Origin of the sequence: Billgrantia montanilacus (genome assembly GCF_003336675.1) — a bacterium.
GTDB lineage: Bacteria > Pseudomonadota > Gammaproteobacteria > Pseudomonadales > Halomonadaceae > Halomonas > Halomonas montanilacus.
The window spans coordinates 1-14,701 of sequence record NZ_QPII01000014.1 but is presented as its reverse complement, the minus strand read 5'-3'; the positions used below and the strand labels follow the sequence as shown (position 1 = coordinate 14,701).

Genomic DNA, 14,701 nt, shown 5'->3' with positions numbered 1-14,701 from the left:
AGCTCAAACCACGGCAGATGTGGTGCCGCTAGCATGAGGTCATCTTACGAGACGCCGGAGCGCCCTCATGTCCGTCCCCGCGATGGCCCTGCATGGAATGATGACCGACCCCTTCGCCTGGGACGAAGTCCTGCTGCACCGCTATGACATGCGCACGCCCCACTACGCCTCGTACCCGACCTCAAGCTCCTTCCATGACGGTATCGGCGAAGAGGCATATCAGCACGCCCTGGCAAACAGCAACGACGGCGGCCGTCCCCTGTCGCTCTATCTTCATCTCCCCTTCTGCCGCCAGGCTTGCTATCACTGTGCCAGCAACAGGATCGTCACCAAGGCCAAGCGCGTTACCGAGCCTTATATCTCCCGGCTCGACCGGGAGATGGTCCTGGTCAGGTCGCATCTGGATACCCGCAGGGAGGTCACCCAATTGCATTGGGGCGGCGGCACGCCGACGTTCTTCAGCCTCGACCAGATGAGCGACCTCATAGACCGGCTCGACGCCCGCTTCGGGCTCTCCAGTTCCCGGGAACGTGACTACGCCATCGACATCGATCCGCGCGAGGCCGATGTCTTTACCCTGCGCCACCTGCAGGCCCTGGGCTTCAACCGCCTGAGCCTCGGTGTACTGGACCTCGACCCCAGGGTGCAGCGCGCGATCAACCGCGTACAGCCGCGTATCCTGACCGAAGCCCTGCTCGATGAAGCCGATCGACTGGGCTTTCGTTCGCTCAATCTCGACCTGATCTATGGCCTGCCCTTCCAGACCCGCGACAGTTTCGCCACCACTCTGGAACAGGTCATCGCCATGGCGCCGGCACGCTTGTCGATTTTCAACTTTGCCCATCAGCCCGGCCGCTTCATCTCACAGCGACGCATCCGACGCGAGGACCTTCCCGGCCCGGGAGAGAAACTGGCCATCCTGCGAATCACCATCATCATGCTGACCGATGCCGGCTACGTGCATATCGGCATGGGCCACTTCGCCCGCCCCGGGGACAGCCTGGTCATGGCCCAGCGCCAGGGGACGCTACAGCACAACTTCCAGGGTTATTCCAGTCATGGTCGCTGCGACCTGGTGGGGCTTGGCGTGTCGGCCATCTCTCATGTCGACGGCGTCTACGCCCGGAACCCCATCAGCCTCGGCGCCTACGAAGCGGCCCTGGACGCCAGCCATCTGGCGACGGCGCGCGGCATTCGCCAGACCTTCGATGATCGAGTGCGTCACCACGCCATCGAGCGGCTGATCTGCGACATGCAGCTGGACCTGGGCCAGCTGGGGGAACGATTCGGCATCGATGCAGCGCGCTACCTGGCCGATGCCCTGGCCCGACTGGAAGCGCCGGAGCGGGATGGCTTGCTCGCCTGGCAGGGAGACCGGCTCGTTGCCACACCGATCGGCCGGCTGCTGATTTGCCATCTCGCCACGGCCTTCGATACTCGGCTGCCTCGTCAGCCGGTCTCCCCCCTGCCCTGAAATGTCCAACGAACTCGACCAATGGACCCGTTGAGTTAACACACGTTATCAATGTGTTGCGACCAATCGTCACAACGGGCATTCTCCCGGGCCAAAGAATGCTCCATAATGCCTCCATGATCACGATCAAGGAGGTGACCATGGCTGTCCATGCGGCCAACGCGATCGACAAGCGGCGCTCTTTGCTGCATGAAACCCGCTGCCAGAACTGCAGCCTGAGCTCCCTGTGTCTGCCGCTGGCGCTCGAACTGGAGGATATGGAGCAGTTCGATGCCATCATCCGCCGCCGAGCCCCTCTCAAGAAGGGCGAATCGCTGTTCCGCCAGGGCAGCGCCTTCAATAGCGTCTACGCGGTGCGCTCCGGCAGCCTGAAGCAGGTCACCACCGAAGGTTCCGGCGACGACCAGGTCACCAACTTCTATCTCCCCAGCGAACTCGTCGGGCTCGACGGCATCGACGAACAGGCCTACCCCGGCAGCGTGATCGCACTCGAAACCACCACGGTCTGCGAGATCCCGTTCGATCGCCTCGATACGTTATCCGAGGCATTGCCCGAGCTACGTGGCCAGCTCTACCGCAGCATGAGCAAGGAGCTGAGAGACGACCGTCGGATGATGCGCCTGCTGTCGCGCAAGACCGCCGACCAGCGCCTGGCCAGCTTCTTTTCCAGCCTGTCGGACCGCTTCCGTCGTCGCGGCTACTCGCCCTACAGCTTCCGGCTCTCCATGTCGCGGGCCGATATCGGCAACTATCTGGGCCTGGCGGTGGAGACAGTCAGCCGTATCCTGGGACGCTTCCAGCAGCAGGGGCTGGTGGAGGTCTCCGGCCGCGAAGTGAACATCCTCAATCTGGAAGCGCTGCTTGCCCAGGCTCAGGAAGAGCACTGAGCCCAGGCCGCCTTGAGCATCCGCCCTGGGCACCTGGGTACAAGCAACGGCCCGTCGTGCAAAGCGCGATGGGCCGTTGCTTTATCGACCCCACTCTGCCCCGTGACAATGTCGACCGGAACGAAAGCGGCCAGGCCTCTTCTTCAGCCCCCTTGACCCAGATCGAGGGCATCGATGTGATTCGCCTGACGCCTCGCCTGCTTCTCCTCGAGACCGGCAAAGTCGAACAGGTCGCGGTCCGCCAGCTGAGAAGGCGCCACGTTGGTCACCGCCTTGAACATGCTCTCGAGTCGGCCGGGGTGCTTGGCTTCCCACTCGGCCAGCATCTCCTTGACTACCTGGCGCTGGAGATTGGGCTGTGAGCCACACAGGTTACAGGGGATGATAGGGAACTGCATCAGCCGGGCAAACTCGGCGATATCGGCTTCGCGGCAATAAGCCAGCGGGCGAATGAGGATATTCTTGCCATCATCGGAGAGCAGTTTGGGCGGCATGGCCTTGAGGCTGCCACCGAAGAAGAGATTGAGAAACAGCGTCTCGAGTATGTCCTCGCGATGATGCCCCAGGGCAACCTTGGTGGCGCCGATCTCCTCGGCGAAGCCGTAGAGCGAGCCGCGACGCAACCGCGAACAGAGCGCACAGGTGGTCTTTCCTTCCGGTGTCTTCTCCTTGACCACCGAATAGGTGTCGCGCTCGAGGATATGATACTCGACGCCGAGTGCATCCAGATAGCGCGGCAATACGTGCTCGGGAAAACCGGGCTGCTTCTGATCGAGGTTGACCGCCACCAGGGAGAAATTCACTGGCGCGTTGCGCTGCAGGTTTCGCAGTATCTCCAGCAGGGTGTAGCTATCCTTGCCCCCGGAAAGACAGACCATCACCCTGTCGCCCTCATGGATCATGCCATAGTCGATGATGGCATTTCCCGCATGGCGACGGAGGCGCTTCTGCAGCTTGTTGAATTCACGGCGGGCCTTGGCATCCAGGCCGTCCAGCGGAGAACGTGGCTCCTCTACTGAAGTGGAGGCGGGCCTAACGGAGCTGCCCTTCAGGGCAAGCGGGTCGAATGTCACGGCGTCTTGCATGGTCACGGCGCTGCCAGGGCGTGTGGTGGATATCGGGGCACATCCTACCATCGCCACCCGCGACTGGCGACGCCTGGCAGAACGTCCCGGTCATGCCTCCCGCCGGGCCTGCATGCTTCCACGCTCGAGCTTCAGGTACATCAGCGCCGTGGTCACGGCATCCCCCAGCGCGGTGTGACGCCCCATCACCGGGACATCCAGCACTTCCGCCACCGTGTCGAAGCGGATCGTCGTCGGGTCCGGCTCCATGGCACTGCGGCGCAATTGTCGATGGTAGAGCTGGGCCACGTCGATCCCGCTATTCGGCAGCTCGAAGCCGAAACGAGGACGTAGCTGACGATTGAGAATGGCGAGGTCGAAATCGAGGTGCCAGCCCAGCAACGGCCGGTTACCGATGAAATCCAGCAGCTTCGCCAGCGCCTCGTCGAGGCATTCGCCGTCATCCAGGTCGATGCCACGCAAGCCATGGATTCGAATGGAATCCCCCGTGAGCGAAGCGGGACGCCTGAGTCGCAGGTCCAGCGACTCGCTGGCCAGCACGCGGTCGCCACGCACTTTCACGGCGGCGATGGATACCGGTTCCGCCGTGCGGGTGTCGACGCCGGTGGTTTCACAATCGATGGCAACCAGTTCGTCGCCGGTATAGGGGTGGAACAGCCAGCCATACTCGCCGTTGGCATGACGGCGACGATCCTTGGCCCGACGCAATGCTCGAAGCATGTAGCCTCCTGTTGTTATTGACCGGTTTTAACCGGTTGTCAGCCTGCGCTCTACCCGATGCTCTCGTGATCCCTCAGGAGTATTCCAGGTGATAGCGTTGTGACAGGCTCTGCTTGAAATCCTTGACGATATGCAACGCCTCTCGCAGCAGATCTCGCTCGAGCGACGACAGTTGCTGTACGACGACCCTGTCTGGGCTCGCATCGCCGGCACTGCCGTCCAGGCGCTCGAGCTGCTGCTTGAGGCGCAGCTCGGTAAACAGTGAGAGCGCTTCCGACAGGTCTTCGGCGACGCGCTCTTCCAGGCGTCCATCGGCGGCCAGCGCCTCCAGGCGTTCCAGGGTCGAGGTCGGTTTGATACGCCGCTCCAGCGCCATGGTTCGCACGCCGTGCACAATGGGGAAAATGCCCCCCTTCTTGATATCGATCCCATGCTGGGGTTTCTTCAATGAACCAAACAGCGTCAGCGGGGTGGAGAAGCGCAGCGCGGTGCGAGCGAAATAGGAGAGAAAAAGCTCATCCCGTGAGCACGCCTCGAACAGCGACTCGCGCACGCGCTCGAGAAGCGCCGGATTACCGGCCACGGCATGGGAATCGAGCATGATGGCGAGTTTCATCAGACTGTCACCATCGCGCGCCCGGGCCCAGCGCGCGATACGTTCGCGCCACTGGGATACGCTTCCCACCCATTCAGGGTTGGATACCATGATGTTGCCGGGACATGGCGGGTATCCCAGCTCGATCAGGGTCTCGGTAAGGCGCTGCATCTGGTCATGCACATCCGGCCAGTCAAGGTCATCGGCAAGGATCAGCCCGTTGTCCTGGTCGGTCTTGAGTATCTGCTCACCACGTCCTTCGCTACCCATCACCATCAGGCAGCTGCCGTCGTGGTAGCGTTCATCGATCAGGAAGCTCCAGGCCTTGGACATGATGCGGCCGTTGAGTGCCGCCAACAGCCCCATGGCGAATCGGAGCTTGACCCCCTGGGCCATCAGCGCCTTGACCAGTTCCGGCGTCCGGTGGCTGGCACGGAACAGTGCGTCGAGGCTGTCAGCTTGCTCCACCTGGAGGCTGACCACGTAGCTGCGACTGGAGAAGTAGCTGAGCACATCGGTCAGCTCCACCACGCCAACCGGTGCCTCTGCCTCGGTGACCACGACCCGCTCCACCTTGAAGCGCGTCATCTTGACCAGCACTTCGAACAGGTACTGGTCGGGACTGACCGTGACAAGTTCGAAGCTGGCCACCTCACGCACCGGGCTGGCCTGTTCACGCCCCTCCAGTACCAGGGCATTGAGTAAATCAGTCTTGGTGACCATGCCGACTCCCTGGTCTCCCTCGACCAGCAGGCTATCGGCATGGCTGTCGTGCAGGGTGGCCACCGCATCGGCGATGGTCGATTCCCGGCCCACGCAGAGCGGTACGCGCATGCACTCACTGACCTTTGCGAGCATGAAGCCGGCCATGGTCACGCCGCCTTCGGCACGCTGTTCGGTTAGCAGGCGTGCCTTATGGGCCAGGGTCTGGCGGAAGAATTCGGCGAAGGGGGGAAATTCATCGCACAGTTGCAGGAACAATGTCTTGGGTAACAGGTAGCACAGGCTCTCCTGTTCGGCGCGGAAACGATAGCGGCTCTTACCGTTCAGGATACTGATTGCACCGAAGAGATCGCCGGCCGTGTAATGGCCGATCCGTTCACGAGCGCCGGGTAGGGTTGTATCCAGTTCGGCGACTTCACCCTTATGAATGATGAAGACATACTCGCCGGGCTGGCCGGTCTCGAGAATGATTTCGTCGCGATCGAAATAGGCCAGGTCGATGCCGTTGCGAACACGCTCGCGCCCCTCATCATCAAGAAAGGAAAAAGGCGGTTGAGAGAGATCGACATCGACCATGCAGCTGCCCTCGTTGTGCGGCCATTATGCGCGGAAAGGAGTGGGACCATGGATGGACCAGCACGCTCGGAAAAACAACTGCTAGTGGATTCCAAATCGCTCCGGCAGCGGACGCTTCGATCTGGCCTTCCAACGGCTCCCTGCTGTCACCCACGTCGCAAAGAGGTTCTCAGGTAGACGTGGCGAAGAGGCCTTCAGGCAGAATAACAATATCGTCTTTTGCGGCATAACCTAGACCATCGTCCTACAAGCCGAAATAATCCAGCGCACGCGCCTTAGACAATAGTCTATTCAAAAAATAATTAGACAAAGGTCCATACAATCCGAGGCTAGACAATCGTCCTATGCCCGAGACGGGCAGCTTCGAGCCAAAGCCGAAGGATGGGACTCAACATACTGAAAAATATAGAGAAAATTTTGAATCGTTCAATCACAGTTTACTCATGATACCAAAGTCTGGGATTTAATTTTCTCATTTATTGACCAGTATTGCCGATGAGTCATACAGGGCAATTGCACGTCGGTAACACACTTCGACAACCGGCAAAGAGACATGGTGGGAAGAGTGGCTTGGCCGCGCAGGGTAACGATAAAAAGAGGTTCTAGCCGGCACCATTGTCGAGGTGTTCAACGTACGGTTGACCTCGTGGGACGACCCTGATGAATCCTGTTATCTCTCTGTGCAACTTCCCAACCTCAAAAACAAGTGGAGAGCAACACTATGGCAGATGATAAATCCAATGCTGCTGCGTACTGGAAGTCGAACGTTCGCACGATAACCGGATGCCTGATTGTGTGGGCAATGGTTTCCTATGGCTTCGCCATCCTCCTGCGGCCCTTGCTGTCCGGCATTCCCATCGGCGGTACGGACCTCGGTTTCTGGTTTGCCCAACAGGGCTCCATCCTCACTTTCATCGGGCTCATTTTCTTCTACGCATGGAAAATGAACAAGCTCGACGAAAAATACGGTCTTGGGGAGTAAGCCGGTATGAGTCAATTTGCAATCAACCTGTTGTTCGTGGGTGGCTCCTTTGCCCTCTATATCGGCATTGCGATCTGGTCACGCGCCGGCTCGACCAAGGACTTCTATGTCGCCGGCGGCGGCGTCCATCCGATCACCAACGGCATGGCGACAGCAGCCGACTGGATGTCGGCCGCGTCGTTCATCTCCATGGCTGGTCTGCTGGCATCCGGCGGCTACGCCAACTCGTCCTTCCTGATGGGCTGGACCGGCGGCTACGTCATACTGGCCATGCTGCTGGCACCTTACCTGCGCAAGTTCGGCAAGTTCACCGTGCCAGACTTTATCGGTGACCGCTTCTATAGCAGTACCGCGCGCCTGGTAGCGGTCGTCTGCCTGGTCGTGGCCTCGGTGACCTACGTCATCGGCCAGATGACCGGTGCCGGCGTCGCCTTCTCCCGCTTCCTGGAGGTCAGCAACACTTGGGGCATCTGGATCGCCGCCACCATCGTCTTCCTGTACGCCGTATTCGGTGGCATGAAGGGCATCACCTACACCCAGGTGGCGCAGTACGTGGTACTGATCATTGCCTATACCATTCCGGCCGTGTTCATCGCCATGCAGCTCACCGGCAACCCGATCCCGATGTTCGGCATGTTCAGCACGCACAGTGAATCCGGCGTACCGCTGCTGGCCAAGCTGAGCGAAGTCCTGGTGGAACTCGGCTTCCGGGACTACACCGCTGACGTGGACAACAAGCTGAACATGGTGCTGTTCACCCTGTCGCTGATGATCGGTACCGCCGGCCTGCCCCACGTCATCATCCGCTTCTTCACCGTCCCGAAAGTCGCCGATGCGCGCTGGTCCGCTGGCTGGGCACTGGTGTTCATCGCCCTGCTCTACCTGACCGCCCCCGCCGTGGCCTCCATGGCACGCCTCAACCTGCTGACCACCGTCTACCCGGAAGCTGCCGGCCAAGTCGAGAACTATGAAGAGGCAATGGCCGAACCGATTCTCTACGAGAATCGTCCCGAGTGGTTCCGCACCTGGGAAGATACCGGCCTGATCACCTTCAACGACATGAACGAAGACGGTCGCATCCAGTTCTACAATGACGGCAACGCCGACTTCGCCGATACGGCCGCAGATCGTGGCTGGGCAGGTAACGAACTGGTGGTCAACAACGACATCCTGGTACTGGCCAACCCGGAAATCGCCAACCTGCCGGGCTGGGTCATCGGTCTGGTCGCAGCCGGCGGCATCGCGGCGGCGCTCTCCACCGCAGCAGGCCTGCTGCTGGCGATCTCATCCGCGATCAGTCACGACCTGATCAAGAAGACCATCAACCCCAACATCACCGAAAAAGGCGAGATGCTGGCGGCACGGATCTCCATGGGTGGCGCCATCCTGCTTGCTACCTACCTGGGGTTGAACCCGCCCGGATTCGCGGCACAGACGGTGGCATTGGCCTTCGGTATCGCCGGTGCATCGCTCTTCCCGGCACTGATGATGGGTATCTTCTCCAAGCGGATCAACAGCAAGGGCGCCGTAGCCGGCATGCTGGCAGGCCTGCTTGCCACCCTGCTGTATATCTTCACCTACCTGGGCTGGTTCTTCATTCCGGAGACCAACATGCTGCCCAATACGCCGGACAACTGGGTCGCGGGCATCTCGCCGCTCTCCTTCGGCGCAATCGGTGCGATGATCAACTTCGCCATTGCCTTCGCGGTCTCTTCTGCAACCGAAGAGCCTCCGCAGGAAATCCAGGACCTGGTGGAAAGCGTTCGCTTCCCCAAAGGCGCTGGCGGTGCGGTTGACCACTAAGCCATAATGGATTCCTGACACAGCAAGGCTGTTGTGGAATCAAAACCAAGTCGGGCTTCCACCAGGAAGCCCGACTGCTTTTAGAAGGCTACATTATGATATGGCATCTGGTTGCAGCGATATTTGCCGGACTGGGGGCCGCAGGCATTGGCCTGTTACTGCGGCTGATCAGCGGCAAGCGTCTGCCCCGCTGGATCGTTCCGGCCTGTGCCGGCCTGGGCATGCTGGGTTACCAGATTCACTACGAGTACTCCTGGCTCAGCCACAAGCAGAGCCAGCTGCCGGCCACGAGCCAGGTGGTATCTACCGAGGAGGGTGAAGCGTTCTGGCGCCCCTGGACGTACTTCTTTCCCATGACCACGGCCTTCAGCGTGGTGGATCGAGACAGCATGGTACCGAGTGAGGCCGACGGGCAACAGTTGGTCGAGTTCATCCTCTATCGCTTCGAGAAGGACTATGTGGACCGCTTGACCCATCAGGCGTACCTGATGAATTGCACCACCCAGGAGCAGCTGCCGCTCGTCGGCGAAGAGCGCCAGCCCCGCCTTTCAGCCCTGCGCAGCGTCGATAGCGATTCTGCGTTGTATCAGGCGGTCTGTGGCAACACCTGAGCCTGCCTGACAAGGATCCATCGTACGCCGGTTGCCATCGGGTGACCGGCCGCCTCCGCCCCGCCGATCGCCCCCGCGACGCGACGCCTACCTGCCCTTGGACATCGACTGACTGCCCTACCGGCCGCCATTGCCCTAGAATGGCCACAGACCCGAGGGAGAGAGTGCATGTTCGCCGGTTGGCTACTGATTGCCGTTTCGCTGCTCTATATTGCCGTCCTGTTCGCCATCGCCTGGCGTGGAGATCGCCATGCGCGCAAGCACGGTGCGAGCCGCCGCCGGCCCATCATCTATATCCTGGCGCTGGCCATCTACTGCACCTCGTGGAGCTTCTATGGGGCGGTTGGCCAGGCCGCCACGTCCGGCTGGTCCTTCGCCAGCATCTATGTCGGTCCCATACTGACCTTCCTGCTCTTCTGGCCGGTACTGGCCAAGATGATCCGTGTCGCCAAGCGGCAGAACATCACGTCGATCGCCGACTTCATTGCCTCGCGCTATGGCAAGGCGCAGTCGCTCGCCGCCTTTGCCAGCCTGGTGGCACTGATCGGCACGCTGCCCTATATCGCCCTGCAGCTGAAGGCGGTCTCAACCTCCTTTGCCGTGCTCACCGATGCCACGGACATCACCCATACCCCGCTGTTTGCCGATACAGCCTTTTTCGTGGCCATCGTCATGGCGGCCTTTGCCATCCTTTTCGGCACCCGCCACACGGACGCCACCGAGCATCACGAAGGCCTGATCCACGCCGTGGCCTTCGAGTCGCTGGTCAAGCTGCTGGCTTTCCTGGTCCTCGGCGCCTACGTCACCTGGGGGATGTTCGACGGCCTCGGCGACCTGCTGAGCCGGGCCGACAATCAGCTGGAACTGCAGCGCCAGCTGGCCGACCAGGACTTCGGCCGCAGCTTCTGGGCCCAGACCCTGCTGGCAATGCTGGCGATCTTCTGCCTGCCCCGGCAGTTCCATGTCGCGGTAGTGGAGAACACCCATCCCGATGACGCATCCAACGCACGCTGGCTGTTTCCGCTCTACCTGGTGGCCTTCGCCTTCTTCATCCTGCCCATCGCCGCCGCTGGCCTGGCCATGTTCCCCGATGGCTCGGTGGAGCCCGACACCTTCGTGCTGGCGCTGCCCATGGCCGCAGGAAATCAATGGCTGACCCTGCTCACCTATATCGGTGGCTTCTCGGCGGCCACCGGCATGGTGATCGTGGCCACGGTCGCTGTGTCGATCATGATCTCCAACGAGATCGTGATTCCCCTGCTGTTCAGGCTGCGCTGGCTGGACGCACGGCCCCGAGACTACGGTCGCCTGGTGCTACAGGCGCGGCGCATCACCATCTGCGCCATCCTGGCGCTGGCCTATGGCTTCTACCACCTGATCGGCGAATTCACCTCGCTGGCCTCAATCGGCATGCTCTCATTTGCCGCCGCCGGCCAATTTGCTCCCGCCCTGCTCGGTGGCCTCTACTGGAAACGCGGTAACCGGCTGGGCGTGATCGTTGGCATGAATGCCGGCTTCGCCATCTGGGCCTACAGCCTGCTGATGCCGGCCATGATCCAGGCCGGCGTGCTGCCGGCCCACTGGCTCGACGGTGGCCCCTTCGGGCACGCCTGGCTCACCCCCACCGCTCTGTTCGGGCTCAATTTCGGCGACAGCTTCACCCATGGGGTGATGCTCTCACTCGGGGTCAACCTGTTCTGCTACATCTTCGTTTCCCAGGTCACCTCGCAGCGCGTGGTGGAGCGGATCCAGGCCTCGCTGTTCGTCGATAGCGTCGAAACCCGCCAGACCTCGGTCAATCGTCCCTGGACCGGCGCCACGACCGTAGGCGATCTCAAGGTCCTGTGCGAGCGCTTCCTGGGGGCCAAGCAGGTACAACGTGCCTTCGACGACTACGCCCGGCGCACCGGCAAGCCACTGGAGGACGGCTCACGGGCCTCCATCGACGTGATCCAGTTCACCGAGCGCTTCCTGGCTTCGGTGCTGGGGGCATCGTCGGCGCGGATCGTAGTCAATTCGGCACTACAGGGGCGCGGCATCGGCATTTCGGATGTGATTTCCATCGTCGACGAGGCCTCGCAGGTACTCGAATTCAATCGCGCCCTGCTGCAGGCTACCATCGAGAACATCAACCAGGGCATCAGCGTAGTCGATCAGAATATGCGCCTGGTGGTCTGGAACCAACGCTACCTGGAGCTGTTCCGCTTTCCCGACCACCTGATACGGGTCGGCGCACCCATCAACAAGATCTTCCGCTACAACGCCCACAACGGCGAATACGGACCCGGCGACCCGGAAGAACACGTCCAGCTGCTGATCGACAATATCCGTGACGGCCAACCCCATCGTTACGTGCGCTACCGCCAGGACGGCAGCGTGCTGGAGGTGCAGGGCAATCCCATGCCGGGAGGCGGCTTCGTCTACACCTACCAGGACATCACCCAGCAGAAGCGCATCGAGGAAGCGCTGATCCGCTCCGAGAACAATATCCGTATCTATACCGATAACGTGCCGGCGCTGATCGCCTACTTCGACAAGGAGTGCCGCTACCTCTTTACCAACCGCGCCTATGAGCAGGCCTTCGGCATCGACCGCAACGAGGTCATTGGACAATCGGTGGACACGGTGATCACCGACGAGATGGCCCGCGAACGTGCGCCCTGGATTCGCCGGGCACTGGCCGGGGAACGGGTCAGCTTCGAAGTCTCCATGCGAGGTAACGACGGCCTCCGCTATATGCTGGTTACCTATACGCCCCACTTCGGTGACAGCGGTGCCATCCTCGGCTTCTTCGCCCTCTACCAGGACATCACCGAGCGTCGCGTGGCCGAAATTGCCCTCAAGGAGACCAACGAGACGCTTGAGGAACGGGTCCGCGAGCGCACCCAGGCGCTGTCCGAGGCCAACGCCGCCCTGCGGCAGGAGAACCGGGTCCGCGCCGAGGCCGAATTGGCTCTGCGCCAGGCCAAGCAGGTGGCCGAGGACGCCAACGCCTCCAAGACACGCTTCCTGGCAGCGGCCAGCCACGACCTGCTGCAACCGCTGAATGCCGCCCGCCTCTTCACCTCAGCGCTTGCACAGGAAGACGTGGCAGAGGACATGCGCCGAACCATCGGCCATATCGACAACTCACTGCAGGCAGCCGAGGAACTGCTCGGTACTCTGCTCGATATCTCAAAGCTCGATGCCGGGGCGCTGACACCCCGTCGCAGCCATTTCGCCCTGGCCGATATCGTCCAGCCGCTATATGCCGAATTCGCGGTCATGGCCGAGGACCGTGGCCTCGACCTGTTGATGGTGCCGACACGACTCTGGGTCGACAGCGATCCCCAGATGTTGCGACGCATCGTCCAGAACTTCCTGTCGAATGCCATCCGCTACACTCAGGAAGGGCGGGTACTGCTCGGCTGTCGCCGCCAGGGGCAACGGCTCTCCATCGAGGTTTGGGACAGCGGCCCCGGCATACCCGAGTCCAAACAGTCGGAGATCTTCCAGGAGTTTCGTCGCCTCGACCAAACCACCCGCCACAAGGAGAGCGAGAAGGGGCTGGGGCTTGGTCTCTCCATTGCCGACCGCATGAGCCGGGTCCTTGACCACCCGATACGGGTTCGTTCGCGTGAGGGGTACGGTACGGTCTTCTCCGTCAGCGTTCCGGTGGTAGAGGCCCGGCCTCAGGAAGCCGCTTCGAGCCAGGCCATCGCCCGGCGCGCCGGGAACAAGCTCGCCGGAACCCGTATCCTGTGCATCGACAACGAGACACTGATCCTGGAGGGCATGAAGGCGATGCTGTCCGGCTGGGGCTGCGACGTGCTCATCGCCACCAGCATCGGTGGTGCCAAGTCGGTCCTGCGCAACCTGGACGGCGAGCCGGATGCCATCCTGGCGGACTATCACCTGGACAACGAGGTGACCGGCCTGATGGCTCTGGAAGCATTGAGCGAACGCCTCGAGGGTGCCGTGCCCGGCATCGTGATCACCGCCGATCGCACCGAAGAGGTGGCCGAGGTGATCCGCCGCTCGGGCTATCACCTGCTACAGAAGCCGGTGCGCCCTGCCGCCCTGCGAGCCCTGTTGACCCGGACACTTCAGGCCAGCCGTGCCGCCAGGCAGGAGAATTAGCGCAGGGCGTTACATGACCGGAGGAGGGCTCCACGGAGGCGCTGTGAACCCATCCCTGGGCGCTACATTCGCCATCCATGGCGAATGACCTCCGTTTCGCCCTCCACCGGCATGGCCAGCAAGCCCCCCGGGACACAAAAAACCGCCGGATGTTGCCATCCGGCGGTTTTGTCTTGCCTCGATGCTCGGTGCGAGTCGCTCAGGACTCGACCTTGGGCGGCTCCACCTCGAGCTTCTGGGCCGCGATGACCGCCTGGGTGCGTGAATGCACGCCAAGCTTGCGCAAGATGGCCGTAACATGCGCCTTGATGGTCGCCTCGGAGACGCTCAGCTCATAGGCGATCTGCTTGTTGAGCAGGCCCTCGGTGAGCATGTTCAGCACCCGGAACTGCTGCGGCGTCAGCGAGGCGATAGCCTCCGCGAAACGCGTCTCCTCTTCATTGGTATCGCCCATGGCATCGGCCAGTTCCTTGGGCAGCCACACCTCACCGTCAAGAATCTCGCCCACCGCCTCTGCGATCAGCGCCAGGGAGGAGGACTTGGGTATGAAGCCGGAAGCGCCATAGTCGATGGCCCGGCGCACCACATAGGGTTCGTCGCTGCCGGATACTACCGCTACCGGAATATCGGGAGTCTGACCACGCAGTTGGATCAGCCCCGAGAAGCCATGTGCGCCGGGCATGTGCAGATCCAACAGGATCAGGTCGGCATCGGGATGACGCGTCACCATCTCGTTGGTTGCCGCCATGGTATCGGACTCGACGATCTCGGCCTGGGGCGCCAGTTGGCGCAGCGCCTGGGTCAGGGCTGCACGGAACAGCGGATGATCATCGGCAACGATGAATTTCTGGGCAAACGCCATGGATTCTCCTCCGGTTCCTCGAGCAGTGGGCCAAGGGCCGACACACTGGGCTCATCAATCGATAGCAGCATGTTACCCCATGCGTCGAGGCTTTCCCAAGCACATGACCATATTTGTCAACAATCTCTCGAACCGGGTCAATCGGGGGTGCGGTGCTTTTCTTGGACTCTTTCATGCTGCGATCCCTAGGCTCTTTCGGTATTCGAGAGGGCTCAGGGCACCTAGTGACATTTTGATTCTTTTCTCGTTATACCACCGTATGTA

General features: G+C 61.5%; 11 protein-coding genes. 6 read left to right on the top strand and 5 right to left on the bottom strand.

The window, feature by feature from the left end:
• Nucleotides 1-67: 67 nt before the first annotated feature.
• Nucleotides 68-1,474: an oxygen-independent coproporphyrinogen III oxidase gene (gene hemN, locus DU505_RS16200; RefSeq protein ID WP_245948006.1), complete on the top strand. Its 1,407-nt coding sequence runs from the start codon at nucleotides 68-70 to the stop codon at nucleotides 1,472-1,474.
• 140 nt (nucleotides 1,475-1,614) lie between these two features.
• Complete coding sequence (fnr, locus tag DU505_RS16195; RefSeq protein WP_114480118.1) at nucleotides 1,615-2,361, top strand: fumarate/nitrate reduction transcriptional regulator Fnr; 747 nt, start codon at nucleotides 1,615-1,617, stop codon at nucleotides 2,359-2,361.
• 143 nt (nucleotides 2,362-2,504) lie between these two features.
• On the opposite strand, the gene ttcA is transcribed toward fnr, so the two are convergent.
• From ttcA to DU505_RS16180, 3 genes are all read right to left on the bottom strand, one after another.
• Nucleotides 2,505-3,446 (bottom strand): tRNA 2-thiocytidine(32) synthetase TtcA, encoded by a 942-nt coding sequence (gene ttcA, locus DU505_RS16190; protein WP_114480031.1) that lies wholly within the window; start codon nucleotides 3,444-3,446, stop codon nucleotides 2,505-2,507.
• A gap of 90 nt (nucleotides 3,447-3,536) precedes the next feature.
• On the bottom strand, nucleotides 3,537-4,166 hold the full coding sequence (locus DU505_RS16185; protein WP_114480030.1) for a 3'-5' exonuclease: 630 nt from the start codon (nucleotides 4,164-4,166) through the stop codon (nucleotides 3,537-3,539).
• Nucleotides 4,167-4,239: 73 nt separating this feature from the next.
• The gene (locus DU505_RS16180) at nucleotides 4,240-6,060 is read right to left on the bottom strand and encodes a putative nucleotidyltransferase substrate binding domain-containing protein (RefSeq protein WP_114480029.1); all 1,821 of its coding nucleotides are present in this window, start codon (nucleotides 6,058-6,060) and stop codon (nucleotides 4,240-4,242) included.
• Between the two features lie 721 nt (nucleotides 6,061-6,781).
• Between DU505_RS16180 and DU505_RS16175 the strand changes: the two genes are divergently transcribed.
• The 4 genes from DU505_RS16175 (at nucleotide 6,782) to DU505_RS16160 (ending at nucleotide 13,575) form a co-directional block, all read left to right on the top strand.
• Nucleotides 6,782-7,042 carry a DUF4212 domain-containing protein gene (locus DU505_RS16175; protein ID WP_114480028.1) on the top strand — a complete coding sequence of 87 codons (261 nt, stop codon included), beginning with the start codon at nucleotides 6,782-6,784 and terminating at the stop codon, nucleotides 7,040-7,042.
• Between the two features lie 6 nt (nucleotides 7,043-7,048).
• Entirely contained in the window at nucleotides 7,049-8,845 is a 1,797-nt protein-coding gene (locus DU505_RS16170; protein ID WP_114480027.1) for a sodium:solute symporter family protein, read from the top strand.
• Nucleotides 8,846-8,940: 95 nt separating this feature from the next.
• Nucleotides 8,941-9,456 (top strand): hypothetical protein, encoded by a 516-nt coding sequence (locus DU505_RS16165; protein ID WP_114480026.1) that lies wholly within the window; start codon nucleotides 8,941-8,943, stop codon nucleotides 9,454-9,456.
• A 168-nt stretch (nucleotides 9,457-9,624) separates the two neighbouring features.
• Nucleotides 9,625-13,575: a hybrid sensor histidine kinase/response regulator gene (locus tag DU505_RS16160; protein ID WP_114480025.1), complete on the top strand. Its 3,951-nt coding sequence runs from the start codon at nucleotides 9,625-9,627 to the stop codon at nucleotides 13,573-13,575.
• Nucleotides 13,576-13,774: 199 nt separating this feature from the next.
• Here the strand turns inward: DU505_RS16160 and DU505_RS16155 are convergent, their stop codons facing one another.
• Nucleotides 13,775-14,437 (bottom strand): LuxR C-terminal-related transcriptional regulator, encoded by a 663-nt coding sequence (locus tag DU505_RS16155; RefSeq protein WP_114480024.1) that lies wholly within the window; start codon nucleotides 14,435-14,437, stop codon nucleotides 13,775-13,777.
• A 171-nt stretch (nucleotides 14,438-14,608) separates the two neighbouring features.
• The coding region (locus DU505_RS16150) for an IS3 family transposase (RefSeq protein WP_147273091.1) at nucleotides 14,609-14,701 on the bottom strand (93 nt) is incomplete at its 5' end.